Origin of the sequence: Pseudonocardia sp. (genome assembly GCF_025465255.1) — a bacterium.
GTDB lineage: Bacteria > Actinomycetota > Actinomycetes > Mycobacteriales > Pseudonocardiaceae > Pseudonocardia.
The window spans coordinates 1-26228 of the sequence record NZ_JAODNI010000127.1; the positions used below are offsets into that span (position 1 = coordinate 1).

Sequence of the window (26228 nt, forward strand, 5' to 3'; positions counted from 1 at the left end):
CGAGCTCGCTCGGCCGCAGCCCGTCCCGGGTCAGGAAGCCGTGGACACCGGTGGCGGGCGCGTTGCGCGGCTCGCCGGCGTCGAGGACCAGGACCGAGCGGCGGGCCCGGGTCAGGGTCAGCGCGCCGCTGAGCCCGGCGGCACCGCCGCCGATCACGACCACGTCGAATTCGTTCATGCCGCCACGGTGCGCTCGCTGCGGCGGGACTGACAAGCTGTTTTGCCGGAACAGCAAGAAATCGTCAGGCGTTCGGCAGGTCCTCGGATGCGGACGCCTTCGGCTCGACCAGGACCAGCCAGCTCCCCGAGTTGTCCCGCATGACGGCCTCGATGCCGTAGGGCCGGTCCGAGGGTGGCTGCAGGAAGGCCACGCCCTTGGCGCTGAGCTCCTCGTAGGTCTTGCGGCAGTCGTCGACGCGCAGGCCGAGGCCGCCCCACTCGCCCTTCTCGAGCTGGCGGCGGAGGAAGGCGGCGGCCTCGTCGTTCAGCGGCGGGCCCGGGGTCATCAGCGTGACCTCGAGCTCGGGCTGGCTCGGGTGCGAGATCGTGACCCAGCGGAAGTCCTCGCCCATCCGGGTGTCGGTGCGGGGCTCGAAGCCCAGGACGTCGACGTAGAAGCGCTTGGCGTCGTCCTGGTCCAGGCAGTAGACGGTGGTCAGCGAGACATTCGTGATCATGCGGTGGACGCTACGGCGCCCTGCCCGGGCCGGGCTTCTCCGAGCTTGCGCGATCCACGGACGCGAGCACGCCGTGCATGAAGAGGTAGCAGCCCGGGATGTGCGGGAGACCCCGGGACGCGAACCGGTCGCGGTACGCGGTGGGGCTCTCGCCCACGAGCTCGGTGAACCGCGACGAGAACGACCCGAGGCTGGCGAACCCGACGAGCATGCAGACCTCGGTGACCGTCAGGTTGGCGCCGCGCAGCAGGTCCTGCGCCCGCTCGATCCGCCGCCGGGTGAGGTAGCGGATCGGCGTCTCGCCGTAGGTCGCGGCGAAGCACCGGGCGAAGTGGAACTTGGAGATCCCCGCCACGCGGGCGAGCTCGTCGAGGTCCAGCGGGGCGGCATGGCAGCGGTCGATGTGGTCCCGGGCCCGGCGGAGGTGGACGAGCAGCTCCGCAGGGACCTCGCGCCGGGCGGCCGTCGTCCCGCTCATGCGGCGAGGCTACCGCCGGGAGGGGTCCGTGGAAGCCGGTTCCGTCAGCCCGCTCGGCCGCGCAGCGAGCGCGAGATCCCGAGTGCGGCGGTGCGGACGGCGGGCGCGAAGCGGTCCGGGTCCAGGCGGTTCACCCAACCGGTGATCGAGATGGCCGCCACGGCCGGGCCCTCGCCGTCGAACACGGGGGCGGCGACGCAGGTGATCCCGACCGTAGACTCCTCGTGCTCCAGCGCGACCCCGCGCTCCCGGACGGCCGCCAGCTCCGACGCCAGCAACCCGGGGGCGACGACCGTCCGGGGCGTCCGGCGCTCCAGCCCGGCGGCGACGACCGCCGCGAACCGCTCCGGCGGGGCGAACGCGAGCAGCACCTTGCCGACGCCGGTGCAGTACGCGGGCATCCGGCCGCCGACCCGCGACGCGACGGCCGGCCCGCGGCGGCCGTCGAGCTTCTGCACGTAGACGACCTCGATCCCGTCCGGGACGGCGAGGTGCACCGTCTCGTGGGTCGCCTCGAAGAGGTCGGTGAGGAACGGGGCCGCGGCCTCCCGCAGGCTCCGCTGGCGGGGCACGAGCTGGCCGAGCTCGAACAGCCGCATGCCGAGCCGGATGCCCGTCCGTGTCCGCTCCACGATGTCCCAGTCGACGAGCTCGCCGAGCAGCCGGTGGGCCGTGGGCTTGGCGATCCCGGTCCGCCGGTGCAGCTCCGCAAGGGTCAGCTCGTCCTCGCCGGGGCGGAATGCGGTGAGGAGCGTGAGCGCCCGGCCCAGCACGGAGTTCGGGACGGCATCGTTCGGCTGAGTGGAACGCACTGCTTCATCGTGCGCCCGTGCTGCTGCCAGAGTCCATTCCATGGCGAGGGACAGGGTTCTGGCGGCGATCGTGGGGCCGGGCAACATCGGCACCGATCTGCTTGCCAAGCTGCAGCGCAGCAGCGTGATCGAGGTCCGCTACATGGTCGGCGTCGTCGAGTCCGAGGGGCTCGCGCGGGCGCGGGAGCTCGGCGTGGAGGCGTCCGCCGAGGGCGTGGACTGGCTGCTGCGCCAGGACCCGCTGCCGGAGATCGTCTTCGAGGCGACGTCGGCGAAGGCGCACGCCGCGAACGCGCCGCGCTACGCGGAGGCCGGCATCCAGGCCGTCGACCTCACCCCCGCACACCTCGGGCCGATGGTGTCGCCGGCCGTCAACGGCGCCGAGTATCTCGAGGCCCCGAACGTCTCGATGATCACCTGCGGCGGGCAGGCGACGATCCCGATCGTCCACGCCGTCTCGCGGATCACCCCGGTGCCGTACGCGGAGATCGTCGCGTCGATCGCGTCGCGCTCCGCCGGTGCGGGGACCCGGGCGAACATCGACGAGTTCACCCACACCACCGGTGCGGCGGTCGCGGAGGTCGGGGGAGCGGACCGCGGCAAGGCGATCATCGTGCTCAACCCCGTCGAACCGCCGATGATCATGCGCGACACCGTGTACTGCATGATCGGCGCCGAGGCGGACCGGGCGGCGATCACGACGTCGATCCACGAGGTCGTGGCCGACGTCCAGCAGTACGTCCCCGGCTACACGCTCCGCGCGGAACCGCAGTTCGACGAGCCCGCGCCCGAGTGGGGCGGGCATGCGCGGGTGGCGGTGTTCCTGGAGGTCAAGGGCAACGGCGACTTCCTGCCGCCGTACGCCGGGAACCTCGACATCATGACCGCCGCGGCCGCCCGGGTGGGCGAGCTGATGGCGCAGGCCAAGCTGGAGGTGCCCGCATGACCCGCCCGGAGCTCGCGCACGACATCAGGCTGATCGACACGACCCTCCGTGACGGGTCGCACGCGATGGCCCACCGCTTCACCGAGACCCAGGTCCGGGACACCGTCCGGGCGCTCGACGCGGCGGGGGTCGAGTGGATCGAGGTCTCCCACGGCGACGGCATCGGCGGCTCGTCGTTCAACTACGGCTTCTCCGGCACCGACGAGATGCAGCTGATCGCCGCCGCCCGCGACGAGGTGACCACGGCCAGGATCGCAGTGCTGCTGGTGCCCGGCATCGGCACCGTCGACGACCTGAAGCGTGCCCGCGACGCGGGTGCGGAGATGGTGCGCGTGGCGACGCACTGCACCGAGGCCGACGTGTCCCCGCAGCACTTCGCCGCGGCCCGCGAGCTGGGCATGGAGACCGTCGGGTTCCTGATGATGGCGCACCGCACGTCGCCCGAGGACCTGGCGAAGCAGGCGCGGATCATGGTCGAGGCCGGGTGCCAGTGCCCGTACGTCACGGACTCCGCGGGCGCGCTGCTGATGCACGAGGCCAAGGCGCGGTTCGACGCGCTGGTGGCCGAGGTCGGCGACGAGGCGTGGGTCGGGTACCACGGCCACCAGAACATGAGCATGGGCGTCGCGAACTCCGTGATCGCGTGGGAATCGGGCGTCCGCTCGATCGACGGGTCCCTCTGCGCGCTAGGCGCGGGGTCCGGGAACTCGCCGACGGAGGTGCTCGCCGCGGTGTTCGACCGGCTCGGCGTCGACACCGGGGTGGACGTGTCCGCGCTGCTCGACGCGGCCGAGGACGTCGTCCGGCCGTACCTGCAACGCTGGCCCAAGATGGACCGCAACGCGATCGTCCAGGGCTGGGCCGGGGTGTACTCGTCGTTCCTGCTGCACGCGGAACGGGCGGGGGAGCGGTACAAGGTCCCGGCGCACGAGATCCTGCGGCGCTGCGGCGAGCTCGGGTACGTCGGCGGCCAGGAGGACATGATCATCGACGTCGCGATCGGGCTGGCGGCGGAGCGGGGCTGAGCCTCTCCCGACGCTCTTGTGGCTCAAGCGCCAGCCTGGGCTGCTCGAGCCACTCAGGCGGCTCGGGTCCGGCCGGGTCGACGCAGCCGACGCGCGGGTTCTCGCGCCACGCGCGCGGTCGAGCCCGCGCGTGGCGCAGATTCGCGCGCGTCGCGCCAGGTCAGCGCCCCGAAGCGCGGTCGCGCCGCGCGCCGCCCCACGTGCCGAGCGCGCTGCGGTCGAAGACGAAGTCCTCGGCGAAGACCTCGTGGGCGCGATCCCGGTCGTGGTCGTCGACGACGTGGCCGTAGTCCGCCAGGAGCTGCTGAAGCGCGAGCGCGTCCTCGGGGTCATGCCTCCGGACCTTGCCGGAGATCGGGACGCTCCCGCAGCAGCTCCCGGACGACGTGCCCGCCCCAGATCGTCTGGTTGACCAGGGAGGTGCCGTCCGCGGTGGCGAGCAGGGCGGCGTCGTCCCGGCAGCGGGCGGGGACGGAGTCCGCCGCCGCCCCGGCCCCGGCGCAGAGCTCGACGCACTCGGTGGTGACGTCCCGGGCGACGTCCGTCCCGAGCACCTTCGCCGCCGCCGCGAGCGCGTCGCACCCGGGACGGGCGTCGTCGACCCCCGCCAGCGCCTCGTAGCAGAGCAGCCGGGCCGCCTCGACCCGCCCGGCCATCGCCCCGACCCGGTGGCGCACCACGTCCGACGAGGTCACCGGACGACCACGGGCGGTCCGGCCGGCGAGCCGGTACACCGTGTGGGTGAGGGCCCGCTGCGCGAGCGCGACGGCCTGGACCCCGACGAGCGAGCGCGCGACCGCGAACCCGATCTTGGTGGCCGCCACCCCGTCCCCGGCGAGGACCGCGTCGTCGGGGACCGGGCAGCCGTCGAACTCCAGGGAGCCGAACGGGAGGTAGCGCAGGCCGTTGGTGGGCATCGGGGCGCGCCGGACCCCCGGTCCGTCGAGGTCGACGACGACGCGCACGGGGGCGCCGTCCGGTCCGCGGGCGAGCACGACCGCCACGTGGGCGACCGTCGCGTGGACCAGCCATGTCTTGGCGCCGTACAGGCGCAGCCCCTCGGCGGTGCGGCGCACCTCCGCGCGGACGTCCGCCACCTGCGAGCCCCCGTGCGGTTCGGTGATCGCGACCAGCCCGATCGCCCGGCCCGCGAGGAGCGGTGGGAGCCAGCGTGCGCACACGCCGTCCGAGCCCGACGCGTGCAGGTAGCGCTGCACGCTGTGGTTGGACAGGAACGGGAGCCCGCCGCCGACGCCTTCGACGAGCGAGCCGAAGGCGGAATGGCTCATGCCGCCCCGCTCGGGCGGCAGGGTCGAGCCCAGGAAGCCGGTGTCCCGCAGCCCGGCGAACACGCGCAGGAGTGAGGCGCGGTCCAGCGGCCGGTCCGGAGGCTGGGGGAGCAGGGCGGCGGCGCGTTCCTCACCGAGCCGCACCAGCGCGGCGTCTCGAGCACTCACGACGTGATCCTCGCAGATCAGTGCCCGTGGTCGCCGTGGTCGTGATCCCCGTGGTCGTGTCCGGCAGGCCGGGCGGCGAGCACCGCCGCGCGCGCGTCGAGCTCACCCGCGGGGACCGTCCCGTCGCCGGCGAGCACGTCCTCGAGCGCGCCGAGCCAGTGCTCGTAGTAGCTCCACTCGCCCTCCGGCGCGGCTTCCCAGGCCGCGATCCGGGCGATCAGCGCGGCCTGGAACGTCGCCCGCTCGAACGCGCCGGCCTCGTGCAGCGACACGGCCATCCCGAACGCCCGGCTCTCCCAGTGCGCGGCGAAGACCAGCTCGCCGTTGGACCGCGGGGGAGCGGCGGGCCCGTCGATCGCCAGGGGCGCGGTCACGGCGTGCTCACCCGCGCGACGCCCACCATCGCGTCCCCTGTGACCAGGGCGGTGAGCTCCTCGGAGGACAGGATGTGCACCTCGGGCGTGTTCTCGACGACCACGACGTGTTCGTCGTTCGCGCCGTCGCCCGGACCCGTCGCGGTGTAGTCCGGTCTGTCCGGCTCGGGCCCCCGCGGCTCACCCCAGCCCGGACACCCGCAGCGTGATGTTCAGCCGCCCCCGGCCCAGCCCGATGTCCGCGAGGTCGGCGGCCGTGTGCGGCAGCAGCCCGGGCACTCCGTGGTAGGCCCGCCGGGACTCCCCGCCGAACACGATCAGGTCCCCGGAGCGCAGCTCGACGTCCGTCCACGGCCGCCCGCGGGACTCGGTGTTGCCGAACCGGAACACGCACGGCGCGCCGAGCGACAGCGAGACGACCGGGTCCGGCGCCTTCTCCTCGACGTCGCGGTGCAGGCCCATCCGGGCGTCGTCGGCGTAGTGGTTGACGATCGCGACGTCCGGCTCGTAGGCGAGCAGCGGGTCCCCGTAGGCGTCCCGGACGGCGGCGCGGCCGAGGTCGCCGAGCCACCCCGGGAACGGGATCGCCGGGGATCCGTCCTGGTCGTCGCGGGTGCGGGAGTAGCGGTAGGGGATCCAGTGCCAGCCCAGGCACACCATCCGGACGGTCATCCGGCCGCCGTTCGGCAGCGTCGCGGCGCGTATCCCCGGCCCTTCGGACGCCCAGCCCCTGCACGCCTCGACCAGCTCGCGCTGCCGGGCGACGTCGAGCCAGTCCGGCACGTGCACCGCGCCGGGCCCGAGCACGCGGCGTTCGCGCGGGAGCAGTTCGAGCGTCACCCGGCAACCCTCCCATCTGCTACTCCGGCGCGTTCCCCCCGTCCCGCCCACCACGTAGGGCTCCGTCGCGCCCTCGTACATCAGGTGCGCCACCAACCCCTCCGCCGCATACGTGAGGTTGTGACAGTGGTCCATCCAGATCCCGGGGTTGTCCGCGACGAACGCGATGTCGTAGGACGCCCGTCCTCGACGTCGAGCGAGTCGACCCACCACGGGCTGCCGGTAGCCGGGATCCCGTCGCGCGCCAGCACCACCGCGTGGTGGCCGTGCAGGTGCATCGGGTAAACGTCCCCGCTGGAGTTGGCGATGCGCACGACGTCGCCCTCGCGGACGGTGAACATCGGGACGTCCGGAACAGGTGCCCGTTGACCGTCCACCACAGACCGGGGACGCCGTCGACGAACCCGAGCCGGCGGCCCACCGCGTATCGAGCACCCCGTCGTACAGGGCGGGATGCAGTGGGTCGGGCGGGCACCGCTGGTCGCCGCCGTCGCGAACGCGGGCGGCCTGGGTTTCCTCACGGCACTGACCCAGCCGACGCCGGACGACCTGCGGGCGGAGATCCGCCGCGGCCGCGAGCTCACGGACAAGCCCTTCGGCGTCAACGTGACGATCCTGCCGGCGATCACGCCGCCGCCGTACGCGGAGTACCGGCAGGCGATCATCGACGAGGGGGGTCCCCTTCGTGGAGACGGCCGGGGCGAACCCGACCGAGCACCTGAGGCACTTCCACGCGAACGGGATCAAGGTGATCCACAAGTGCACCAGCGTGGGGCACGGGGCCGCGAGGTCTCTGGAGCGCGGGCATGGTCCAGGGCCTGATCCGGGACATCCCCACGTGCGAGGAGCTGGTCACCCGCATCGTCCGCGACGCGGAGGAGATCATCACCGGCCGCCTCGCCGCGGCGGTCGGCACGCCGGCCGCGGTCGCGGGCAGCTAGGGACGGCGCAGATCCCCGCCCCGCACGCGAGAGCCCCCGGACGGTCACCGTCCGGGGGCTTCGTCGTACCGCGCAGGAAACCCGCTCGGGAGACCTGCTCAGGAGACCTCGGTGCCCGCGTCCTCGCCGGTGCCCAGGGCGTGGTCCATCCGGGTCCGCTTGGTGGTCAGGTAGCTCAGGTTGTCCGGGTTCGGGGTGACGATGATCGGCTCCCGGCCGGCGATGCTGACGCCGTGCCCGGCCAGGCCGCGGTACTTCGCCGGGTTGTTGGTCATCAACCGGATGTCGGTGACGCCGAGGTCCCGCAGGATGGCGGCGCCGAAGCCGTACTCGCGGCTGTCCACGGGCAGGCCCTGGGCGAGGTTGGCCTCGACGGTGTCCATCCCGGCGTCCTGCAGCGTGTAGGCGCGGAGCTTGTGGGACAGACCGATCCCGCGGCCCTCGTGCCCGCGCAGGTAGACGACCGCGCCGCGGCCCTCCTTGCCGATCCGGCCCATCGCGGCGTCGAGCTGCTCGCCGCAGTCGCAGCGCCGGGAGCCGAAGACGTCCCCGGTCAGGCACTCGGAGTGCACCCGGACCAGCACCGGCTCGGCCGACGGGGTGCCGGGCTCGGCGCCGCGCTGGTCGACGTCGCCCATCACGAGGGCGACGTGCTCGATGCCGTCGGTGACGGAGCGGTAGGAGACGGCCGTGAACTCGCCGTGGTCCGACGGGACCCGCCCGGCCGCCTCGCGGCGCACCAGGGTCTCCGTGGAGCGGCGGTACCGGACGATGTCCGCGACGGCGAGCGTGACCAGCCCGTGCTCGGCGGCGAAGCCGCGGAGTTCGGGGCGCCGCGCCATGGTGCCGTCGTCGTTGGTGATCTCGGCCAGGACGCCGGCTGCCTCGAGGCCGGCGAGGCGGCAGAGGTCCACGGAGCTCTCGGTGTGGCCGGCGCGCTGCAGGACCCCGCCGGGGCGGGCGATGAGCGGGAAGACGTGGCCGGGTCGGCAGAGGTCGGCGGGGCGGGTGGCGACGTCGGCGAGGGCGCGCACGGTCAGCGCCCGGTCGGCACCGGAGACGCCCGTGGTGGTGCCGGCCTTGAGGTCGACGGAGACGGTGAAGGCGGTGCCGCGGGGGTCGTCGCCGTGGTCGACCATCAGCGGCAGGCGCAGCTCTTCGGCGCGTTCGGCGGTGAGGCCGACGCAGAGGATGCCGCTGCTGTGCCGGATCATGAAGGCCATCGCCTCGGGGGTGGCCATCTCGGCCGCCATGATGAGGTCGCCCTCGTTCTCGCGGTCCTCGTCGTCGACGACCAGGACCATCCGCCCGCGTCGCAGCTCCGCCAGGGCCTGCTCCACCCGGTGGGTCGAGAGGTCCGTCGCGGCCGCACTGCCGTCAGCTCGTGCCATGACCGGACGGTACGTCTGATGCGGGTGCATGAGGTGTCCGAGAACAAGACACTCCTGAGATTCGTGTCACGCTGCGGCGAACGCCGCGATGGCCAACTGAACGAACGCTTGACCGTGTGTGTCCCCGGTCGGCACGATGACGGCCCGAGTAGTACGGCCGCCCGTCGAGGCCGACGAAGCTGGAGTTTTCCGTGAAGCTCACAAGGTTGTGGGTCCTGGCCGTCGCGCTCGTCGCGGCGCTCCTCGCCGGATGTGCCAACAGAGGCACGTCCCCGACGGGAGGGGCGAGCGGCGGCACGTCGGGTCCCCTCAAGATCGGTGTGATCGTCCCGCTCAGCGGCCCCGCCGGGCCGAACGGCCAGGACGTCCTGGACGCCGTGCAGGTGCAGGCCCACCTCGTCAACGCCGCCGGGGGAGTGCAGGGCCGCCAGCTGGAGATCGTCGCCAAGGACGACCAGAGCAACCCGGCGAACGGGGTGAGCGCCGCGACCGAGCTCGCCGGTGGCGGCGTCGCGGTGGTGATGGGCGGCTGGAACAGCCCGGTCACGCTGGCGATCCAGCCCGTGCTGGTGCGCTCCGGCATCCTCAACATCACGACGATCCCGCAGAACGCGACGATCCTCGGCGGGGCGGACCCGGACGCCGTCCGGCTCAACGCCGGCAACGGCGTCGGCGCGTACGTCGCGGGGCAGTACCTCACGACCCGGCTGGGCGCGAAGTCGGTCGGCCTGTTGCTGGAGAACGACGCCTACGGCAACGACATCGGAAAGCTTCTGGCCGAGCAGTTGCAGCCCGCGGGCGTGACCGTCGCGTCGCAGCAGGCGTTCGACTACGCGGCGACGGACTTCCGGGTGCCCCTGAGCAACATCCAGGGGGCCGCGCCGAACGCGGTGTTCTCGGCCAACGCCGCCGAGTCGTCCGGCATGCCCGCCCTCGCGCAGCAGTACGCCCGCTCCGGCATCGGCGCCCCGCACCTCGCCGCCCTGGGCACGGTGTCGCCGAAGGTCGTCGAGCTGGCCGGCGGCGCGGCCGTCGACGGCCTGTACTCCGCGGACATCTACTTCCCGGACGTCGCGCCGTTCACCGGCTACGCCGAGAACCAGCGCTTCGCCCAGGCCTTCGCGCAGAAGACCGGCAACCCGCCGGACAAGTACGCGGCGCTGGGCGCGCAGAGCGTCGACGTGTGGGCGAAGGCGGTGCAGAAGGCAGGCACCACGGACCGGGCCGCCGTCGCCGACGCGATCCACGGGCAGACGTTCACCGGCACGGTGATGGGCGACGTCCGCTTCACCGACAAGGGCCAGATGGAGACGAAGGTCTACGCGTTCACCGTCGAGGGCGGGAAGATCAAGGTCCTGGACGAGATACCGGTGCCGGACGAGGTCTGGAACAGGTGACGGCACTGACCGTCCGGTCGCTGGCCGTGCGCTACGGCAGCCTGCAGGCGCTCGCCGACGTGTCCTGGGAGGTCGACCGGGGCGAGATCCTCGGCATCATCGGACCCAACGGCGCCGGCAAGAGCAGCAGCTTCGCCGCGGTGACCAACGTGGTGCGGCACACCGGGAAAGTCCGGCTGTTCGGCGAGGACACGCGCGGCGTGCCCACGCAGCAGCTCGCGCGGCGCGGACTGCGCCGCACCTTCCAGCAGAACTCCTTCTTCGGCGGGCTGAGCGTGCTGGAGAACGCCATGACCGCGTTCCAGGTCGAGCGCGGCACCGGCCTCGGCGGGTCGATCGTCACACCGTGGCGCGAGGCGCGGGCGCGGCGGGAGTGCCGCGCCGCCGCGCGGGACCTGCTCGCCGAGTTCGGGATCGGGCCCGCCCACCACGACACCCGCCCCGACGACCTGCCCTACGGCCTGCAGCGCGTGCTGTCGGTGGTGCTCGCGCACGGTGCGGGTGCGAAGGTCCTGCTGGTCGACGAGCCGGCGGCGGGGGTCGGCGGCGACGACATGCGCGCGCTCGCAGACCTGCTGCGGGAGCTGCGCACCCGCGGCCTCGCGGTGGTCCTGATCGAGCACCACATGGACCTGGTGATGGAGATCGTGGACCGGCTGCTCGTGATCGACCGCGGCGAGCCCGTCGCCTACGGGCCGCCGGACGAGGTGCAGCAGGATCCCGCGGTGCTCGAGGCCTATCTGGGACAGACGGCGTGAGCGCGCTGCTGCAGGTCGCGGACCTGCGGGTCGGCTACGGGCACAGTGTCGCCGTCGACCGCGTCGACCTCGACGTCCGGGAGGGCGAGCTCGTCGCCGTGGCCGGGGCGAACGGGGCCGGCAAGTCGACCCTGGTCAACGCCGTCGCGGGATGGTCCCGCGGCCGCCCGACGGTTACCGGGGCGGTCCGGCTGGCCGGCCGGGACGTCGTCCGGATCCCCGCGCACCGTCGCACCGGCCTCGGCCTCGTCCTGGTGCCCGAGGGAAAGGGTGTGTTCGACGGCATGACGGTGGACGAGAACCTGCGCCTGGTCCGGCCGGCGAAGGACGCACCGGGCCGCCGCTACGGGATCGACGACGTCTACGGCGTCTTCCCCCAGCTCCGGGACCGGGCCACGGCCCGCTGCTCCACGCTGAGCGGAGGTGAGCGCCAGATGGTCGCGATCGGCCGGGCGCTGCGGGCCGCGCCCCGGGTGCTGATCCTCGACGAGCCGTCCGTGGGGCTCGCGCCGCGGTTGGTCATGCAGGTGCTGGAGCACATCCGGCGGCTGGTCGACGACGGGCTGTCCGTGCTGCTCGTCGAGCAGAACGTGCGGGCGGCCCTGGAGGTCGCGGATCGGCTCTACCTGCTCGACCAGGGCCGGGTGAGCGGATCGGGCAGCGCCGCGGAGATGCGCGACGACGAGCGTGTCGCGCGGGCCTACCTGGGTGGGCTGGGCGCGTGAACGTGGTGTCGCAGCTGGTCAATGGGCTCGCGCTCGGCGCGGGCTACGCGCTGCTCGCCGTCGGCTGGACCGTGCTGCTCAGCGCGGCGCGACTGGTCAACTTCGCGCACGGGCAGCTCTACATGCTCGGCGCCTTCGTCACCTGGTTCGCGACAACCCGGTTCGGGCTGCCGTACCTGGTGGCGATCCCGGTGGCGCTCGTGGCGGTCGCGGCGCTGGCCGTGGTCCTGCAGCTGCTCATGACCCGGCTGACGCTGGATCAGAACATCGTCAGCCTCATGCTCGTCACCCTGGCGTTCGGCTACCTGCTCCAGGGCGGGGCCGGGCTGATCTTCGGGGGCGACCCGCAGATCATCGACAGCCCGTTCCAGCGCCAGGACCTCTCGCTCGGCGGCGCGCGGTTCACCGGTCAGGACGTGGTGATCATCGTGCTGGCCCTGGTGCTCTACGCCGTGGCGTTCTACGTCCTCGGCCGGACGAACGTCGGCCGGATGGTCCGAGGTGTCGCCGAGGACCCGAAGCTGGCGCAGCTCTACGGGATCGACGCGGGCCGCGTCTATCTGGTGGTGTTCGTGTTCTCGGCGGTCTGCGCCGCCCTCGCCGGAGCGGTGGTCGCGCCGCGCAGCCCGATCCTGACGTCGATCGGGTTCGAGGAAGTGATCATCACGTTCCTCGTCGTGGTCCTCGCCGGGATCGGCAACCTCATCGGCGGCCTCGTGGTCGGGATGGGCCTCGGCCTGTTCACGGCCGTCTTCGGGACGTACTTCCCGCCCGCCTACTCGACGGCCGCCGCCTTCGTGTTGCTGCTCGTCGTCCTCGTCGTCCGGCCACAGGGGTTGAAGGCACGATGACCACCGCGGATCTGGGCACACCCGTCGACGCACCGCCCTCGGCGGCGGGGAACCGGCGCGGGCTGCCGGGCGCCGCCCGCGCCCTGGGATGGCTCGTGCTCGTCGTCCTCGCCTACCTGCTGCCCACCCTGCTCGGCGGCTCGGACCGGATCTTCGCCACCGTCGTGCTGATCGCGATCTTCGCGATGATGTCCTACGGCGTGGACATCGTGCTGTCCTACCTCGGGGAGGTCAGCCTGGGGCACACGCTGTTCTGGGCGGCCGGCGCGTACACGACCGCCCTGGTCACGGTGAACGCCGGCTGGTCGCCGTTGCCGGCGCTGCTCGCGTCGGTCGCCGTCACGACGGTGCTGGCGCTCCTGCTCGGCCTCGCCACGCTGCGGACCCGGGAGTTCGTGTTCTCCCTGGTCACCTACGCGGCGGCGATCATCGGCCTGACGGTCGTGCAGAACACGGGCGCTCTCGGCGGTTCGGACGGGATCGTCGGCGTGCCCGTGTTCGAACTGCCGGCCGTCGACGGGACCTACGTGGCCCGGACGAACGCGGAGCTGTGGCCGATCGCGCTCGTGTTCCTCGTCCTGGTGGTGCTGCTCGTCGCGCGCTTCCGCCGTTCCCGGCTGGGCACGACGGCGCTGATGGCCCAAATGAACGGGGACCTGGCCACCGCCATGGGCGTCGACGTGCGGCGCACCCGCGTCCTGGTATTCGTGCTGTCCGCGCCGGTCACCGCGCTCGCCGGGTGGCTCTACGCCTACCAGCGCAGCTACGTGAGCCCGGACCTGCTCTCGCCGACGTTCCTCCTGTTCATGCTCACCGCGGTGATCCTGCCGGGCCGCCGGCTGCTGCTGGGCCCGCTGGTCGGGGCGGCGCTGCTGACGAGCCAGCAGCAGCTCGCCTCGCTCGGCGGCGACGCGGACAAGATCGTGCTGGGCGGGGTGCTGGCGGCGGCGCTGCTGCTCTCCCCGGACGGCCTGATCGGGATCTGGCGGGCCGCGGTGCAGCGGGTACGGGGGAACCGCCGGTGACCCGAGGGCTCTCCCGCGCCGGCGCCGGGCCCGGGCACCACGGCGGTCCCGCTATCGTTCTCGTCGCGGGTGCGAGCGGGCTGGTGGGGGCCGCGGCGGTCGAGTCGTTCGCCATGGCGGGGTGGGACGTCGTGGCCCTGTCCCGGCGGCGTCCGGAGACGGTGCGGGACGTCCCGTTCCGGCACCTCGCCGTCGATCTCCGGGACGCCGCGGCCACCGCGGAGGCGGTCCGGGACGTGGCGGCGAGCCATCTCGTCTTCACCGCGCTGTTCGAGAAGCCGGGGCTGGTCCGCGGTTGGGGCGACGACGACCAGATGCAGACGAATTCGATGATGTTCCGCCACCTGCTGGATCCGCTCGTCCGGACTCTCGAGCACGTCACGCTGTTGCAGGGCACCAAGGCCTACGGAGCCCACCTGCACCCGATCCCCGTCCCGGCACGCGAGCGACAGCCTCGGGACCCGCACCCCGACTTCTACTGGCTCCAGGAGGACCACCTCCGGGAGAGCGCCGCGGCCCACGGATTCGGCTGGACGATCCTGCGCCCGCAGGTGGTGGTCGGCCCGACGCACGGCGTCGCGATGAACCTGCCACCGGTGATCGGCGTGTACGCCGCGCTGTGCCGCGAGCTGGGGCTGCCGTTCGGCTTCCCCGGCGGCGCCCCGTACGCGACCGAGGCGGTCGATGTCCGGCTGGTCGCGGACGCCGCGCTCTGGGCCGCGGGCGCGCGCAGCGCCCGCGACGAGATCTTCAACCTCACCAACGGTGAGGCCTTCGGCTGGCGGGATCTCTGGCCCGCGCTGGCCGACGAGCTGGGCGTCGAGGCCGGCCCGGACACCCCCGTCCGGCTCGGGGAGTTCCTGCCCGCGCAGGCCGCCGTCTGGGATGCTGTCGTCCGCCGGGAGGGCCTGCGGCCGGTCCCGCTCGACGCGCTGTTGGGTGAGTCCCACTTCTACGCCGACTTCTGCTTCGCCCACGGCGCCGCGGGGGCCCCGCCGCCGGTCTTCGTGAGCACGGTCAAGATCCGGCAGGCGGGTTTCGGCGACTCCTACGACACCGAGTTGTCGTTCCGGCACTGGCTGCGGGTGCTGACGGAGCGGAGGGTGCTTCCCGGCTGATCCGTGGCCCGACCGGCACACCCACCGGCGACGAGCGGATCCCTAACGCGGCGTGCGTCCGGTACGGGCGATTGGCTCCCCTGGCCAGGGGCAGTGCCGCGCTGCGACCGGCCTGCCGCCGGACTACGGTCGCCTGCCGTGGACGACGACGGGCAGCCGGCCGGACTTGGCGGCATCACGATCACGGACGAGTCGACGGTTCGGCGGGCGGTGGCCGCGGCGGCGATCGGCAACGTGACCGAGTGGTACGACTTCGGGGTCTACTCCTACCTCGTCGGGACGATCACCAAGGTCTTCTTCTCGAACCTCCCGCCCGCGACGGCCACGGTCTACGCCTTCGCCGTCTTCGCCGTGTCCTTCCTGGTCCGTCCGATCGGCGGGCTGTTCTTCGGCCCGCTCGGCGACCGGGTCGGCCGGACGAAGGTCCTGGCCATCACGGTGATCATGATGGCGGTCGGCACGTTCGTGCTCGGGATCCTGCCGAGCTACGCGTCGATCGGGGTCGCGGCGCCGCTGCTCGTGCTCCTGGTCCGGCTCGTGCAGGGCGTCTCCACCGGCGGCGAGTACGGCGGGGCGATGACCTTCATCGCCGAGTACGCGCCGGACCGCCGGCGCGGTTTCCTGGGCAGCTGGCTGGAGTTCGGCACCCTCACCGGCTACGCCTTGGGCGCCAGCCTGGTCACGTTCCTCACCTGGGCGCTGACGGAGGACCAGCTCGTCTCGTGGGGCTGGCGGATCCCGTTCCTGCTGGCGCTGCCGCTGGGCGCCGTCGGGCTCTACCTGCGGGTGAAGCTGGAGGAGACCCCGGCGTACGTACATCTTGTCGAGAAGTCCGAGTCCCACCAGGGCACCCCGGCGAAGGAGGCCCTCCGGCTGCTCTTCACCAAGTACTGGCGGTCGATGCTGGTGGCCGGCGGCGTGATCATCGCCTGGAACGTCACCAACTACGTGCTCACGGCCTACGTCCCGACCTACGTCACCCAGACGCTCCCGCCGGAGGACCGGATCAGCGAGACGGCGTCGAACCTGCTGCAGATCCTCGTGCTGCTCATCCTGATGGCCCTGATCACGTTCCTGGGCCGGCTCAGTGACCGCATCGGCCGCCGCCCGGTGCTGATGATCGGCGCGGTGGCGCTCGTGGTGTTCGGGTTGCCCTCGGTCCTGCTGCTGCGCGGCGGCGGGGTCGGCACGACGTTCCTCGGCCTGCTGATCATGGGTCTGACGCTGGTCTGCTTCTCCTCGACCGCGCCGGCGACCCTGCCCGCGCTCTTCCCGACCGAGATCCGCTACACCGGGCTCTCGATCACCTTCAACCTCTTCGTCTCGGCGTTCGCGGGGACGGCGGCGACGATCATCGGGGCGCTGGTGCTGGTCACGGGCGACCTGAACTGGCCGGGGTACTACCTGATGGCGGCGGGGGTGGTCGGCGCGATCTCCGTGTACCTGCTGTCCGAGAGCGCGGGGAAACCGCTGGCAGGATCGCAGCCCGCCGTCGCGACCGAGGCGGAGGCGCGGGAGATGCTGGCCGAGCGCCGCGAGCCCTGAGCGAGCGCGATCGTCAGGCCACGGTCGAGCGGACGGGGTCGCTGCGCCGCACCCGGCTCGGGACGTCCTCGCCGGAGCTGCCGAACGCGGGCACGGCCCCGTCCCAGATCAGCTGCCCGAGGTCCACGAGGTGGCGCACGTGCGCGCCGGTCTCGGCGAGCGCTCCCATCCGCATCGGCCCCACCTCCGACCAGGGCCGGGACCACGTCAGCGCCTTCGTGACCTCCCACAGCGTGGGGTTTCCCAGCTGCTCGACGACGTCGAGCAGCTCCCGGCAGCGCTCCGCGTGGTGGGCCTGCAGCGTGCGTGCCCGGGTGGCGAGGCCGCGGAAGCGGTACTCGTGGGCGGGCAGGGCGGTGAGCCGGCCCGACCGCGCGTCGGACCGGTGTTCGTCGTACCGGGCGACCCGTTCGAGGGAGTCCAGGAACAGGGCGAGCGGGGCACCGCCGAAGTCCGGCGCCAGGCCGATGTTGGGGGTGATCCGCGGAAGCACGTGGTCCCCCGTCAGCATGACGCCCGCGTCGGGTTCCAGCAGGCAGATGTGCCCGGGGGTGTGCCCCGGCGTCCAGACGGCGCGGACGGTCCGGCCGCGCACCGGCAGCGCGTCCCCGTCGTGCAGCAGGACGTCGGGCTCGGCCATGGGCGTGCGGTCCGGGAGGTCGTGGACCTCGCAGTCGTCCGCCGGGACGCCGCAGAGCTCGGCCACGTCGGCCTCGGCCGCACCGGCCGCGCGCAGCCAGCGGGCCTGCGTCGCGCGCATGTCCGCGCGGCGGAGGAGCCCGGTGCGCTGCGGCAGCGAGTCCCGCTCGGCCGGGTGCATGCCCACCCAGGCGCCCGTGCGGTCCCGCAGCCGGGCGGACATGCCGTGGTGGTCCGCGTGCACGTGGGTGGCGACGATGCCGGTGACGTCCGCGAACGCGGCGCCGGCCGCGGCCAGCCCGGCGGTCAGGGCCGCCCAGCCGTCGTCGGTGTCCCAGCCCGGGTCCACGACGACGATGCCGTCGTCCGCGGGGATCAGGTAGCTCAGGGTGTAGCGGAGCGGGTTGTCCGGGATCGGCACCGGCACGGACCACAGCCCGGCGTCCAGCCGCTCGACCGGCGGCAGCACCCGCGCCGCCCACGCCTCACGCTGCGCGGTGCCGACCACCGTGATGCCGAGCCGTCGCTCGGTCTCGTCCTGCTCGCTCACGTGTGTACCCGCTCTCCGGACGACCGTCCTCCCACGGACGCTAACCATGCAGGTGCATCACCCTCAACCGGGACGGGGGAGACATCCGTCTCGCCGGACCTTGCCCGGCGGCGTTCCGGACGCCTACCGTCCGGAAACATGCACACCGCCGTGACGGACCTGCTGGGCATCGACGCCCCGCTCGTGGGCTTCAACCGCTCCCCGGGGGTGGTCGTGGAGGTCAGCCGGGCCGGTGGCCTGGGGGTCCTCGCCGCGTCCGCGTACACGCCCCCGGAGCTCGACGCGCAGCTCACCTGGATCGAGCAGCAGCTCGGGGGCCGCCCGTACGGCGTGGACCTGCTGGTCCCGGCGAAGAGCGCCGAGGGTTCCGGGGACCGCGCCACGCTCGCCGCGAGCCTGCGGGCGCAGATCCCGGACGAGCACGTGCGGTTCGTCGAGGAGCTTCTGGCCCGTTACGACATCCCCGCCGGAGGAACCACCCGGGAGCCCGACGGGGAGCTGATCGCCAACCTGGACCCGAGCGGTGTCCCGGCCCTGCTCGACGTCGTGTTCGCGCATCCGATCGCCCTGGTCGCGAACGCGCTGGGCCCGCCCCCGCCCACGCTGGTGGAGCGCTCGCGGGCCGCGGGCGTCGTCGTCGCGTCGCTGTGCGGGACGGCCGGGCACGCCCGCCGCCAGCTGGACGCGGGGGTGGACCTGCTGGTCGCGCAGGGCACGGAGGCCGGCGGGCACACCGGCACGATCGCGACGATGGTCCTCACGCCCGAGGTCGTCGAGCTGGCCGGCGACGTCCCGGTGCTCGCCGCGGGCGGGATCGCAACCGGGCGGCAGATGGCCGCGGCCCTCGCGCTCGGTGCGGCCGGGGTGTGGTGCGGCTCGGTGTGGCTGTCCAGCCACGAGGACGTCTCGCCCGCGTCCGTGAAGCGGAAGTTCCTGGCCGCCGGCAGCGCGGACACCGTCCGCTCGCGGGTCCGGACCGGCAAGCCCGCGCGGCAGCTGCGCAGCGCGTGGCACGACGAGTGGGAGTCCGACGGCAGCCCCGCGGCCCTGCCGCTCCCGTTGCAGCCGATGCTGATCTCCGACGCCTGGGCGCGGATCGACGAGGCCGCCGAGGCCGGGCATGAGGGCGCGCTCGCGCTGGAGTCGTTCTTCGTCGGCCAGGTCGTCGGCGGGTTCGGCGCGCTGCGGCCGGCGGGGGAGATCGCACGGACGATCATCGACGAGTGCGCCGCCCGGCTCGCGGAGCTGTCCCACCTGACGTAGGCCCCGGACCGCCGCGGGGGAGACTGTCCCCGTGGCGGAACCGGGGGCCGAGGCGGCGGAGGTGCGGCCGGAGGACCTGGCCGCCCTCGAGAACGAGATGGTGGCGACGATCCGCCGTGCCCGGCTCGGCAGCCGGGAGCAGGCCCGGGCCCTGCACCCCGCCCTGGACCCGACCGCGTTCCCGCTGGTCGTGCTGCTGGGGCGGCACGGGGAGCTGCGGATGACCGAGCTGGCCGAGGCGCTGTCGCTGGACAAGTCCACTGTCACCCGGCAGGTCGACGCGGTCGTCCGGCTGGGCCTGGCCGAGCGGGCGAGCGACCCGCAGGACGCCCGCGTCCGGATCGTCCGGCTCACCCCGGACGGCCGGGAGAAGGTCCTCGCGCTGCTCGACGGCCAGCGGGCCCGGTGGCGGGCCGCGCTCGGCACCTGGGACCGCGGGGACGTCGTCGAGCTGACCCGGCTCCTGCACCAGCTGGGTAACGCCGGAGTGATCTGAGCCCTAAAGATTGCACGACGCAACCATTAGTGTATCGTTGCGTGTAGCAATCAAAGGGAGTTGTCCTGTGATCACCGAGAGCACCGCCGGCGAGGTGGTCGACACCGTGTACGCCGTCGCACGCCTGGTCCGGCTGGCGCGTCCCGCCGCGGGGTCCGCGCACGGCTCGGGGCTGCCGATCTGGCACGCGTCGATGCTGAACCTGCTCGAGCACCAGGGGGAGCGGCGGCTCGGCTGCGTCGCCACCGACCTGGACGTCGACCCGTCCGTCGTGAGCCGCCGCGTCGTCGCACTCGAGGAGGCCGGGCACGTCCACCGCCGACCGGACCCGGAGGACCGGCGCGCCCAGCTGCTCGGCCTCACCGACGCCGGCCGGGCCGTCCTGGCCGAGCACCGTCGCTACCGGAACCTGCAGCTCGCCGCCGCCCTCGGGGACCTGGACGACGAGGAGGTCCGGCGCGTCGCCGTCGGCTTCAAGGAGCTCGTCGAGCAGCTCCTGGACATGGCCGTCCCGGGCGAGGGACGGCTGCGCCGGCTCCCCGCCGCCACCGGCTGAGCCCGGCCGTCCCGTCTCGCCCCGCCGAACCACCGCACACCTGTACGAGGAGACCCACGTGTCCAGCCCCAGCAGCGCGCCCACCGCTGCCACGACCCGGGCCGAAGCCCCGGCGATCCCCGAGCAACCCGTCGGGATGACCCACCGGCAGGTCCTGGAGGCCCTGTCCGGGCTGCTCCTGGCCCTGTTCACCGCGATGCTGTCGGCGACGATCGTGTCCAACGCACTGCCGACGATCATCACGGACCTGCACGGCTCGCAGAGCCAGTACACGTGGCTAGTCACGGCCACCCTGCTGTCGTCGACGGCGAGCACCCCGATCTGGGGCAAGCTCTCCGACCTGGTGAGCAAGAAGCTGCTGGTGCAGCTCGCGATCCTGCTCTACGTCGGCGGTTCGGTGGCAGCCGGTTTCTCCACGACGGTGCCCATCCTGATCGGTTGGCGGGCGGTCCAGGGCCTCGGCCTCGGTGCCCTGCAGTCGCTGGTCGTCATCGTGATGGCCGCGATGATCAGCCCGCGGGAGCGCGGCCGCTACACCGGCCCGATGGCCGCGGTGATGTCCGTGGCCACCGTCGCCGGCCCGCTGATCGGCGGCGTCATCGTCGACACGAGCTGGCTCGGCTGGCGCTGGTGCTTCTTCGTCGGCGTCCCGTTCGCGATCGCCGCGCTGATCCTCGTGCAGCGCACCCTGAACCTGCCGGTCGTCAAGCGCAAGGTCGTCATCGACTACCTGGGCGCGGCGCTGATCGCCTCCGGCGTCTGCGACCTGCTGATCTGGGTCACCCTCGCGGGCAACGACTTCGAGTGGGCCTCGGGCACGTCGTTCCTGATGCTCGGAATCGGTGTCGTGCTGCTGGCGCTCGCCGTGTTCGTCGAGTCGCGCGCGGCGGAGCCGATCATCCCGCTGCACCTGTTCAAGAACCGGACCACCACCCTCGCCACGGTCGCGAGCGTCGCCGTCGGTGTCGCGATGTTCGGTAGCGCCGTCTTCCTCGGCCAGTACTTCCAGATCGCCCGCGGCTACTCGCCGACCGCGGCCGGCCTGCTGACCCTGCCGATGATCCTCGGCTCGACGGTCTCGGCCACCGTCTCCGGCACGCTGATCACCAAGCTCGGGCGGTGGAAGGGCTTCCTGGTCGGGGGCTCGGTGCTGCTCGTCGCCGGTTTCGGTCTGCTCGCCACGATCGACCACCAGACCGACATGATCCTCGTCGGCGTCTACCTCGCGGTTCTGGGCCTCGGCCTGGGCATGACGATGCAGAACCTGGTCCTCGCCGTGCAGAACACCGTCTCGATCCGCGACCTGGGGGCGGCGAGCTCGACCGTCGGGTTCTTCCGCTCGCTCGGCGGCACGATCGGCGTCTCGGTCCTCGGCGCGGTCCTCGCCACCCAGGTCGCGAACCTCACGACCAAGGGCCTCACCGACGCCGGTGTGCCGACGGCCGGTTCCGCGGCCTCGGGCGAGGTCGGGATCGGCAGCTTGAACCAGCTGCCGCCCCTCATCGCGGACATCGTCCGCGCCTCCTACGGCGACGGCACCGCCCGGATCTTCCTCATCGCCGCCATCCTCTCGGTGATCACACTGGTGGCGGTCCTGTTCATCAAGGAGGTGCCGCTGCGCACCGCGAGCGGGCTCGAGCAGCAGGCCGGGGCCCCCGCCGCTCCCGCGGCCGGCCCCGCCCCCGTCGTGGCCGCTCCGGTCGCGGCCGCGGGCGCCGCAGGTGCCCCCGCCGACGAGATGTGGCTCGCGGGCCGGCACACCGTCCCCGCGCACCACGCCCCCGCTCCGGTCGCTCACGCTCCGATCGGGCAGTACGGGGCCGGGCAGTACGCGGCCGGGCCGACCGTCCACGGTCGCGTCACCGGGGCGAACGGTGCCGGGCTAACCGGCGCCGTGATCACCCTGACCGCCCCCAGCGGCGTCCAGGCCGGCCGCGCCGTCAGCGACCGGGACGGCTCCTACGCCGTCGCGCTGCCGACCGGTGGGACGTACCTGCTGGTCGCGGCCTCGGGCGCGCTGCAGCCGCACGCGGTGATGGTCCCGGTGGCGGAGGGGGCGGTCCGGCACGACGTGCTCCTCAGCGGGACGAGCCACCTCGCCGGCACGGTCCGGCTGCCCGACCCGCGCTTCGGCCCGGTTCCGGCCGAGGCCGTCACCGTCACGCTGATCGACGCCCGCGGCGACGTCGCGGGGTCCGCCCGCACGGACGTCGAAGGCCGCTACCGGATCGACGGCGTCGCGGCCGGCTGGTACACGCTGACCGCGTCGGGCGAGGGCCACCAGCCGGTGGCGTCGGCCGTCGAGCTGCTCGACGGCCTCACCACGGAACGGGACCTCGAGCTCCCGCGCCGCGCCCGCCTGGAGGGCACCGTCCGCGCGGGCGGCACGGGCCGCACCGTCCCGGACGCGGTCGCCACCCTCGTCGACGAGCGGGGACAGGTGGTCGGCTCGTCCGTCACCGGCCCGGACGGCACCTTCGGCTTCGACGACCTGCCGCGCGGCACCTACACGCTGACCGCCTCGGGCTACGCCCCGGACGTGCAGGTCGTGCAGGTCCCGGCCGGTGGGACGGCCTCGGTGCGCGTCGCGCTGGGCCCCGCCACGGGCCCGTCGAACCCGGGCCCCGGCGCGGTGCGGGAACCGGCGACCGGCCCCCTCCGGATCCCGGTCGCCGGTAGCTGAGCCTGCGGCGTCAGCCCGCCGGCGGGCCAGAGGACGCCGGCGAGCCGCGGCCGGGCCTGCGGGGCCCCGCGTGCAGGACGAGGTGCGCCAGCAGCTCCAACGCCCGGGACGACGGCTGCCGCCCGGCCGCGTCCGGCGCGCGGGCCATCCGCTGCTCACCCAGCAGACGGATCTCCGGCACGGTGCGTCCTCCTGCCCGGCAGCCGTCCTCGTCGGGGAGCGGACGCTACTCGCGGCGCGTCCCGCCGTTGGAGGACCGCGGCCCCCGTTCCACTGATGCCTCCGCCGGACGGACGCGCCCGGCGGACGGGGCCGGCCGCGGATTGACACCGGCGTCACCGTCGCTGACGATGCCGGGGTGGCAGCGCCGACGCGAAGGACCGAACAGTGAGGTTCACCCCGGCGTGATCACCCGGCTGCTCATCGCCAACCGCGGCGAGGTCGCGATCCGGATCGCCCGCGCGGCCGCCGACCTGGGGATCCCGGCCGTCGCCGTCTTCGCCACGGACGACGCGGACGCGCCGCATGTCGCGAAGGCGGACGCGGCCGTCGCCCTGCGCGGCTCCGGCGTCCCCGCCTACCTCGACGTCGACGACGTGCTCCGCGCCGCCGAGGAGGCGGGCGCGGACGCCGTCCATCCCGGCTACGGCTTCCTCAGCGAGAACGCCCGCTTCGCCGAGGCCTGCGCGGAACGGGGCCTCACGTTCGTCGGGCCGTCCCCGGAGATCCTCGCCGCGTTCGGGGACAAGACCCGGGCCCGCGCGCTGGCCCAGGCGGCCGGCCTCCCGGTGCTCGCCGGCACGGACGGCCCCGTCGACGCGGCCGGCGCGCAGGAGTTCCAGCGCGCGCTCCCGGCGCCCGGCGCGGTGATGCTCAAGGCCGTCTCGGGCGGGGGAGGGCGCGGGATGCGCCGGGTCACGGACCCGTCGACGCTGCTCGACTCCTTCGCCCGCTGCACGTCCGAGGCGAGGTCCGCCTTCGGCGACGACCGGGTCTACGCCGAGGAGCTGCTCTCCCCGGCCCGGCACGTCGAGGTGCAGATCCTGGGCGACGGCACCGGGGCGGTGACGCAGCTCGGTGAGCGGGACTGCTCGATCCAGCGACGGCACCAGAAGATCGTCGAGGTCGCGCCCAGCCCGGGCCTGCCCGCCTCCGTCCGGGACGAGCTGCTCGCCGCAGCGGTGCGGCTGGGGGAGTCCGTCCGGTACGCGGGGCTGGGGACCGTCGAGTTCCTGGTCAGCGGCAAGAGGATCGCGTTCATCGAGGTCAACCCCCGGCTGCAGGTCGAGCACACGGTCACCGAGGAGGTCACCGGGGTCGACCTCGTGCGGGCGCAGATCGAGCTCGCCGCCGGGTCCTCCCTCGCCGACCTGTGCCTCACCCAGGCCGAGGCGCCCGTGCCCGTCGGCGCCGCGCTACAGGCCCGGATCAGTCTCGAGACCACGAACCCGGACGGCACGATCACCCCCGCCGCCGGCACCCTGACCGCCTTCGAACTCCCGTCCGGCCGCGGGGTACGCGTGGACGCCGCGGGCTACGTCGGCTACCGGACGAGCCTGCGCTACGACCCGCTGCTGGCGAAGCTGATCGTCCACGACCGCTCGCCGGACTTCGTCGCGCTCGCGGCCCGGGCTCATCGGGCGCTGTCCGAGGTGAACGTGGCGGGGGCGGACACCAACGTGGACGTGCTGGCCGGGATCGTCGCGCACCCCGCCTTCCGGTCCGGCGAGCTCACCACCGGGTTCCTGGACGAGCACCTCGCCGAGATCCTGGCCGCGGCCCGCCCGCACCGGTACGTCGAAGGCACCGTGGTCGCGGACCAGCGGCACCCGCAGGCGGAGGTCACGCTCCCCGAGGGGGCGACCGCCCTGCGCGCCTCCGCGCCCGGCACCGTCGTCGCCGTCGAGGTCGCGGACGGCGAGGAGGTCCGCCCCGGGGCGACCCTGCTGGTCCTCGAGGCGATGAAGATGGAGCACGTCGTGTCGGCGCCGGTCTCCGGCACGGTCCGGACGGTCGCCGTCGGGGTGGGGGACACGATCGCCGCGCAGGACGTGCTGGTCGTCCTCGACCCCGTCGAGGGCCTGGCGGGCGCCGCCGTCGCGCTCGACGAGGTCGACCTCGACCTGATCCGGCCCGACCTGGCCGAGGTGATCGAGCGGCACGCCGTCGGGCTCGACGAACGCCGCGGCGCCGCCGTCGAGAAGCGCCGGCGGACGGGCCTGCGGACCGCCCGGGAGAACCTCGCGGACCTCTGCGACGAGGGCAGCTTCGTCGAGTACGGGGCGCTCGCGATCGCCGCGCAACGCCGGCGCCGCTCGCTGGACGACCTCATCGAGCGCACGCCCGCGGACGGGATGCTGGCGGGCACCGCCACGATCAACGCCGATCTCGTCGGCGAGGAGAACGCCGGCGCGGTCGTGCTGTCCTACGACTACACGGTCCTCGCCGGCACGCAGGGCTTCACCAACCACAAGAAGAAGGACCGGATCTTCGAGCTCGCCGCGCGGCGGAAGCTACCGGTCGTCGTCTACGCGGAGGGCGGCGGCGGGCGGCCGGGGGACACGGACGGCAGCTGGGCGTCGATGCTGGACGTCCCCGCGTTCGAGCTGTTCGGCAGGCTCAGCGCGCTCGTGCCGCTCGTCGGTGTCGCGGCGGGACGGTGCTTCGCGGGCAACGCCGCGCTGCTCGGCATCTGCGACGTGATCATCGCGGTGGAGGGCACGAGCCTCGGCATGGGCGGCCCGGCGATGATCGAGGGCGGCGGCCTGGGCGTCGTCGCGCCGGACGACGTGGGCCCGATGGCCGTGCAGGTGCCCAACGGCGTCGTCGACGTCCTGGTCCCCGACGAGGCCGAGGCGACCCGCGTCGCGAAGCAGTACCTCTCCTACTTCCAGGGCCCGGTGCGGGACTGGACCGCGCCGGACCAGCGGGCGCTGCGGCACGTCGTCCCGGAGAACCGGGTCCGCGTCTACGACATGCGCGCCGCGATCGAGGGCCTGGCGGACGACGGTTCGGTGCTGGAGCTGCGCCCCGGTTTCGGCGCCGGGATGATCACCGCGCTGATCCGCGTCGAGGGCCGGCCGATGGGCCTGATCGCGAACGACCCGGCGCACCTGGGCGGCGCGATCGACCGGGACGCCGCGGACAAGGCCGCCCGGTTCCTGCAGCTCTGCGACGCGTTCGGGCTCCCGATCGTCTCGCTGTGCGACACCCCCGGCTTCATGGTCGGCACCGCGTCGGAGCGTGAGGCGACGGTCCGGCACTTCAGCCGGCTCTTCGTGATCGGGGCCAACCTGTCCGTGCCGCTCGGGCTGGTGATCATCCGCAAGTGCTACGGCCTGGGCGGGCAGGGGATGGCGGCGGGGAGCCTGAAGGCGCCGGCGTTCTCCGTGGCCTGGCCGACCGGCGAGCTCGGCGGGATGGGGCTGGAGGGCGCGGTGCGGCTGGGGTACCGCAAGGAGCTGGCGGCGGTCGAGGACCTCGACGAGCGGCAGGCGCTGTTCGAGAAGAGGGTCGCCGCCGAGTACGAGAAGGGCAAGGCACTCGCCACCGCGACGGTCTTCGAGATCGACGACGTCATCGACCCGGCCGAGACCCGCCGCTGGATCAGCAGCTCGTTCCCGGAGCGGAAGGTGGGCCCGCAACCGGAGAAGGTCCGCCCGAACATCGACACCTGGTAGC

26 protein-coding genes and 2 pseudogenes are annotated in these 26228 nt (G+C 73.5%); 16 read left to right on the forward strand and 12 right to left on the reverse strand.

Going from position 1 to position 26228, the window contains the following annotated elements; translation table 11 throughout:
- The 4 genes from JWP64_RS15670 to JWP64_RS15685 all read right to left on the reverse strand — a co-directional run.
- Positions 1 to 178 (reverse strand): FAD-dependent oxidoreductase (locus JWP64_RS15670; protein WP_297497245.1); only part of this gene is annotated, 178 nt, incomplete at its 3' end.
- A gap of 64 nt (positions 179 to 242) precedes the next feature.
- On the reverse strand, positions 243 to 677 hold the full coding sequence (locus JWP64_RS15675; protein ID WP_297497151.1) for a VOC family protein: 435 nt from the start codon (positions 675 to 677) through the stop codon (positions 243 to 245).
- A gap of 10 nt (positions 678 to 687) precedes the next feature.
- On the reverse strand, positions 688 to 1155 hold the full coding sequence (locus JWP64_RS15680) for an AraC family transcriptional regulator (protein WP_297497154.1): 468 nt from the start codon (positions 1153 to 1155) through the stop codon (positions 688 to 690).
- Between the two features lie 44 nt (positions 1156 to 1199).
- A complete protein-coding gene (locus JWP64_RS15685; protein WP_297497156.1) occupies positions 1200 to 1967 on the reverse strand; it encodes an IclR family transcriptional regulator in 768 nt (255 codons plus the stop codon).
- Between the two features lie 40 nt (positions 1968 to 2007).
- On the opposite strand from JWP64_RS15685, the gene JWP64_RS15690 reads away from it, so the two are divergent.
- Positions 2008 to 2913: an acetaldehyde dehydrogenase (acetylating) gene (locus JWP64_RS15690; RefSeq protein ID WP_297497160.1), complete on the forward strand. Its 906-nt coding sequence runs from the start codon at positions 2008 to 2010 to the stop codon at positions 2911 to 2913.
- The gene (gene dmpG, locus JWP64_RS15695; protein WP_297497163.1) at positions 2910 to 3938 is read left to right on the forward strand and encodes a 4-hydroxy-2-oxovalerate aldolase; all 1029 of its coding nucleotides are present in this window, start codon (positions 2910 to 2912) and stop codon (positions 3936 to 3938) included. Before JWP64_RS15690 ends, dmpG begins: the two co-directional genes overlap by 4 nt.
- A gap of 160 nt (positions 3939 to 4098) precedes the next feature.
- On the opposite strand, the gene JWP64_RS31540 is transcribed toward dmpG, so the two are convergent.
- From JWP64_RS31540 to JWP64_RS31545, 5 genes and pseudogenes are all read right to left on the reverse strand, one after another.
- Positions 4099 to 4293 (reverse strand): nuclear transport factor 2 family protein, encoded by a 195-nt coding sequence (locus tag JWP64_RS31540; protein WP_366890035.1) that lies wholly within the window; start codon positions 4291 to 4293, stop codon positions 4099 to 4101.
- Positions 4268 to 5395: an acyl-CoA dehydrogenase family protein gene (locus tag JWP64_RS15700; protein WP_297497166.1), complete on the reverse strand. Its 1128-nt coding sequence runs from the start codon at positions 5393 to 5395 to the stop codon at positions 4268 to 4270. Before JWP64_RS15700 ends, JWP64_RS31540 begins: the two co-directional genes overlap by 26 nt.
- A gap of 17 nt (positions 5396 to 5412) precedes the next feature.
- Positions 5413 to 5769, reverse strand: coding sequence for a nitrile hydratase accessory protein (locus tag JWP64_RS15705; protein ID WP_297497169.1), 357 nt, complete (start codon positions 5767 to 5769; stop codon positions 5413 to 5415).
- 180 nt (positions 5770 to 5949) lie between these two features.
- The gene (locus JWP64_RS15710) at positions 5950 to 6609 is read right to left on the reverse strand and encodes an alpha-ketoglutarate-dependent dioxygenase AlkB (protein ID WP_297497248.1); all 660 of its coding nucleotides are present in this window, start codon (positions 6607 to 6609) and stop codon (positions 5950 to 5952) included.
- Between the two features lie 138 nt (positions 6610 to 6747).
- Positions 6748 to 6950 (reverse strand): annotated as a pseudogene (locus JWP64_RS31545) (multicopper oxidase domain-containing protein); the annotation flags it as partial.
- A 112-nt stretch (positions 6951 to 7062) separates the two neighbouring features.
- Between JWP64_RS31545 and JWP64_RS15715 the strand changes: the two are divergent.
- A pseudogene (locus JWP64_RS15715) lies at positions 7063 to 7414 on the forward strand (nitronate monooxygenase); the annotation flags it as partial.
- A gap of 1 nt (position 7415) precedes the next feature.
- Positions 7416 to 7550 carry a hypothetical protein gene (locus tag JWP64_RS15720; RefSeq protein WP_297497172.1) on the forward strand — a complete coding sequence of 45 codons (135 nt, stop codon included), beginning with the start codon at positions 7416 to 7418 and terminating at the stop codon, positions 7548 to 7550.
- Positions 7551 to 7648: 98 nt separating this feature from the next.
- Here the strand turns inward: JWP64_RS15720 and JWP64_RS15725 are convergent, their stop codons facing one another.
- Positions 7649 to 8941, reverse strand: a complete 1293-nt coding sequence (locus tag JWP64_RS15725) for a bifunctional 3,4-dihydroxy-2-butanone-4-phosphate synthase/GTP cyclohydrolase II (RefSeq protein WP_297497175.1) — start codon at positions 8939 to 8941, stop codon at positions 7649 to 7651.
- A gap of 191 nt (positions 8942 to 9132) precedes the next feature.
- Between JWP64_RS15725 and JWP64_RS15730 the strand changes: the two genes are divergently transcribed.
- The 7 genes from JWP64_RS15730 (at position 9133) to JWP64_RS15760 (ending at position 16360) form a co-directional block, all read left to right on the forward strand.
- The gene (locus tag JWP64_RS15730; RefSeq protein WP_297497178.1) at positions 9133 to 10338 is read left to right on the forward strand and encodes an ABC transporter substrate-binding protein; all 1206 of its coding nucleotides are present in this window, start codon (positions 9133 to 9135) and stop codon (positions 10336 to 10338) included.
- Positions 10335 to 11096, forward strand: coding sequence for an ATP-binding cassette domain-containing protein (locus JWP64_RS15735; RefSeq protein ID WP_297497180.1), 762 nt, complete (start codon positions 10335 to 10337; stop codon positions 11094 to 11096). The genes JWP64_RS15730 and JWP64_RS15735 overlap by 4 nt, the downstream gene beginning before the upstream one ends.
- On the forward strand, positions 11093 to 11821 hold the full coding sequence (locus JWP64_RS15740; protein WP_297497183.1) for an ABC transporter ATP-binding protein: 729 nt from the start codon (positions 11093 to 11095) through the stop codon (positions 11819 to 11821). Before JWP64_RS15735 ends, JWP64_RS15740 begins: the two co-directional genes overlap by 4 nt.
- Positions 11818 to 12672, forward strand: coding sequence for a branched-chain amino acid ABC transporter permease (locus JWP64_RS15745; RefSeq protein WP_297497186.1), 855 nt, complete (start codon positions 11818 to 11820; stop codon positions 12670 to 12672). Before JWP64_RS15740 ends, JWP64_RS15745 begins: the two co-directional genes overlap by 4 nt.
- The gene (locus tag JWP64_RS15750; protein ID WP_297497188.1) at positions 12669 to 13697 is read left to right on the forward strand and encodes a branched-chain amino acid ABC transporter permease; all 1029 of its coding nucleotides are present in this window, start codon (positions 12669 to 12671) and stop codon (positions 13695 to 13697) included. The genes JWP64_RS15745 and JWP64_RS15750 overlap by 4 nt, the downstream gene beginning before the upstream one ends.
- Complete coding sequence (locus JWP64_RS15755) at positions 13694 to 14815, forward strand: NAD-dependent epimerase/dehydratase family protein (protein WP_297497191.1); 1122 nt, start codon at positions 13694 to 13696, stop codon at positions 14813 to 14815. The genes JWP64_RS15750 and JWP64_RS15755 overlap by 4 nt, the downstream gene beginning before the upstream one ends.
- Before the next feature lie 138 nt (positions 14816 to 14953).
- On the forward strand, positions 14954 to 16360 hold the full coding sequence (locus JWP64_RS15760) for an MFS transporter (protein WP_297497194.1): 1407 nt from the start codon (positions 14954 to 14956) through the stop codon (positions 16358 to 16360).
- A 13-nt stretch (positions 16361 to 16373) separates the two neighbouring features.
- On the opposite strand, the gene JWP64_RS15765 is transcribed toward JWP64_RS15760, so the two are convergent.
- A complete protein-coding gene (locus JWP64_RS15765) occupies positions 16374 to 17549 on the reverse strand; it encodes an MBL fold metallo-hydrolase (RefSeq protein WP_297497197.1) in 1176 nt (391 codons plus the stop codon).
- 138 nt (positions 17550 to 17687) lie between these two features.
- On the opposite strand from JWP64_RS15765, the gene JWP64_RS15770 reads away from it, so the two are divergent.
- From JWP64_RS15770 to JWP64_RS15785, 4 genes are all read left to right on the forward strand, one after another.
- On the forward strand, positions 17688 to 18812 hold the full coding sequence (locus tag JWP64_RS15770; RefSeq protein WP_297497199.1) for a nitronate monooxygenase: 1125 nt from the start codon (positions 17688 to 17690) through the stop codon (positions 18810 to 18812).
- Positions 18813 to 18843: 31 nt separating this feature from the next.
- On the forward strand, positions 18844 to 19308 hold the full coding sequence (locus JWP64_RS15775) for a MarR family transcriptional regulator (protein WP_297497202.1): 465 nt from the start codon (positions 18844 to 18846) through the stop codon (positions 19306 to 19308).
- A 67-nt stretch (positions 19309 to 19375) separates the two neighbouring features.
- On the forward strand, positions 19376 to 19864 hold the full coding sequence (locus JWP64_RS15780) for a MarR family transcriptional regulator (RefSeq protein WP_297497205.1): 489 nt from the start codon (positions 19376 to 19378) through the stop codon (positions 19862 to 19864).
- Between the two features lie 58 nt (positions 19865 to 19922).
- Positions 19923 to 22547 (forward strand): MFS transporter, encoded by a 2625-nt coding sequence (locus JWP64_RS15785; protein ID WP_297497208.1) that lies wholly within the window; start codon positions 19923 to 19925, stop codon positions 22545 to 22547.
- A gap of 10 nt (positions 22548 to 22557) precedes the next feature.
- On the opposite strand, the gene JWP64_RS15790 is transcribed toward JWP64_RS15785, so the two are convergent.
- Positions 22558 to 22728 (reverse strand): hypothetical protein, encoded by a 171-nt coding sequence (locus JWP64_RS15790; protein ID WP_297497211.1) that lies wholly within the window; start codon positions 22726 to 22728, stop codon positions 22558 to 22560.
- A gap of 223 nt (positions 22729 to 22951) precedes the next feature.
- Between JWP64_RS15790 and JWP64_RS15795 the strand changes: the two genes are divergently transcribed.
- Entirely contained in the window at positions 22952 to 26227 is a 3276-nt protein-coding gene (locus tag JWP64_RS15795; RefSeq protein WP_366890029.1) for a carboxyl transferase domain-containing protein, read from the forward strand.
- The last annotated feature ends 1 nt before the right edge of the window (position 26228 follow it).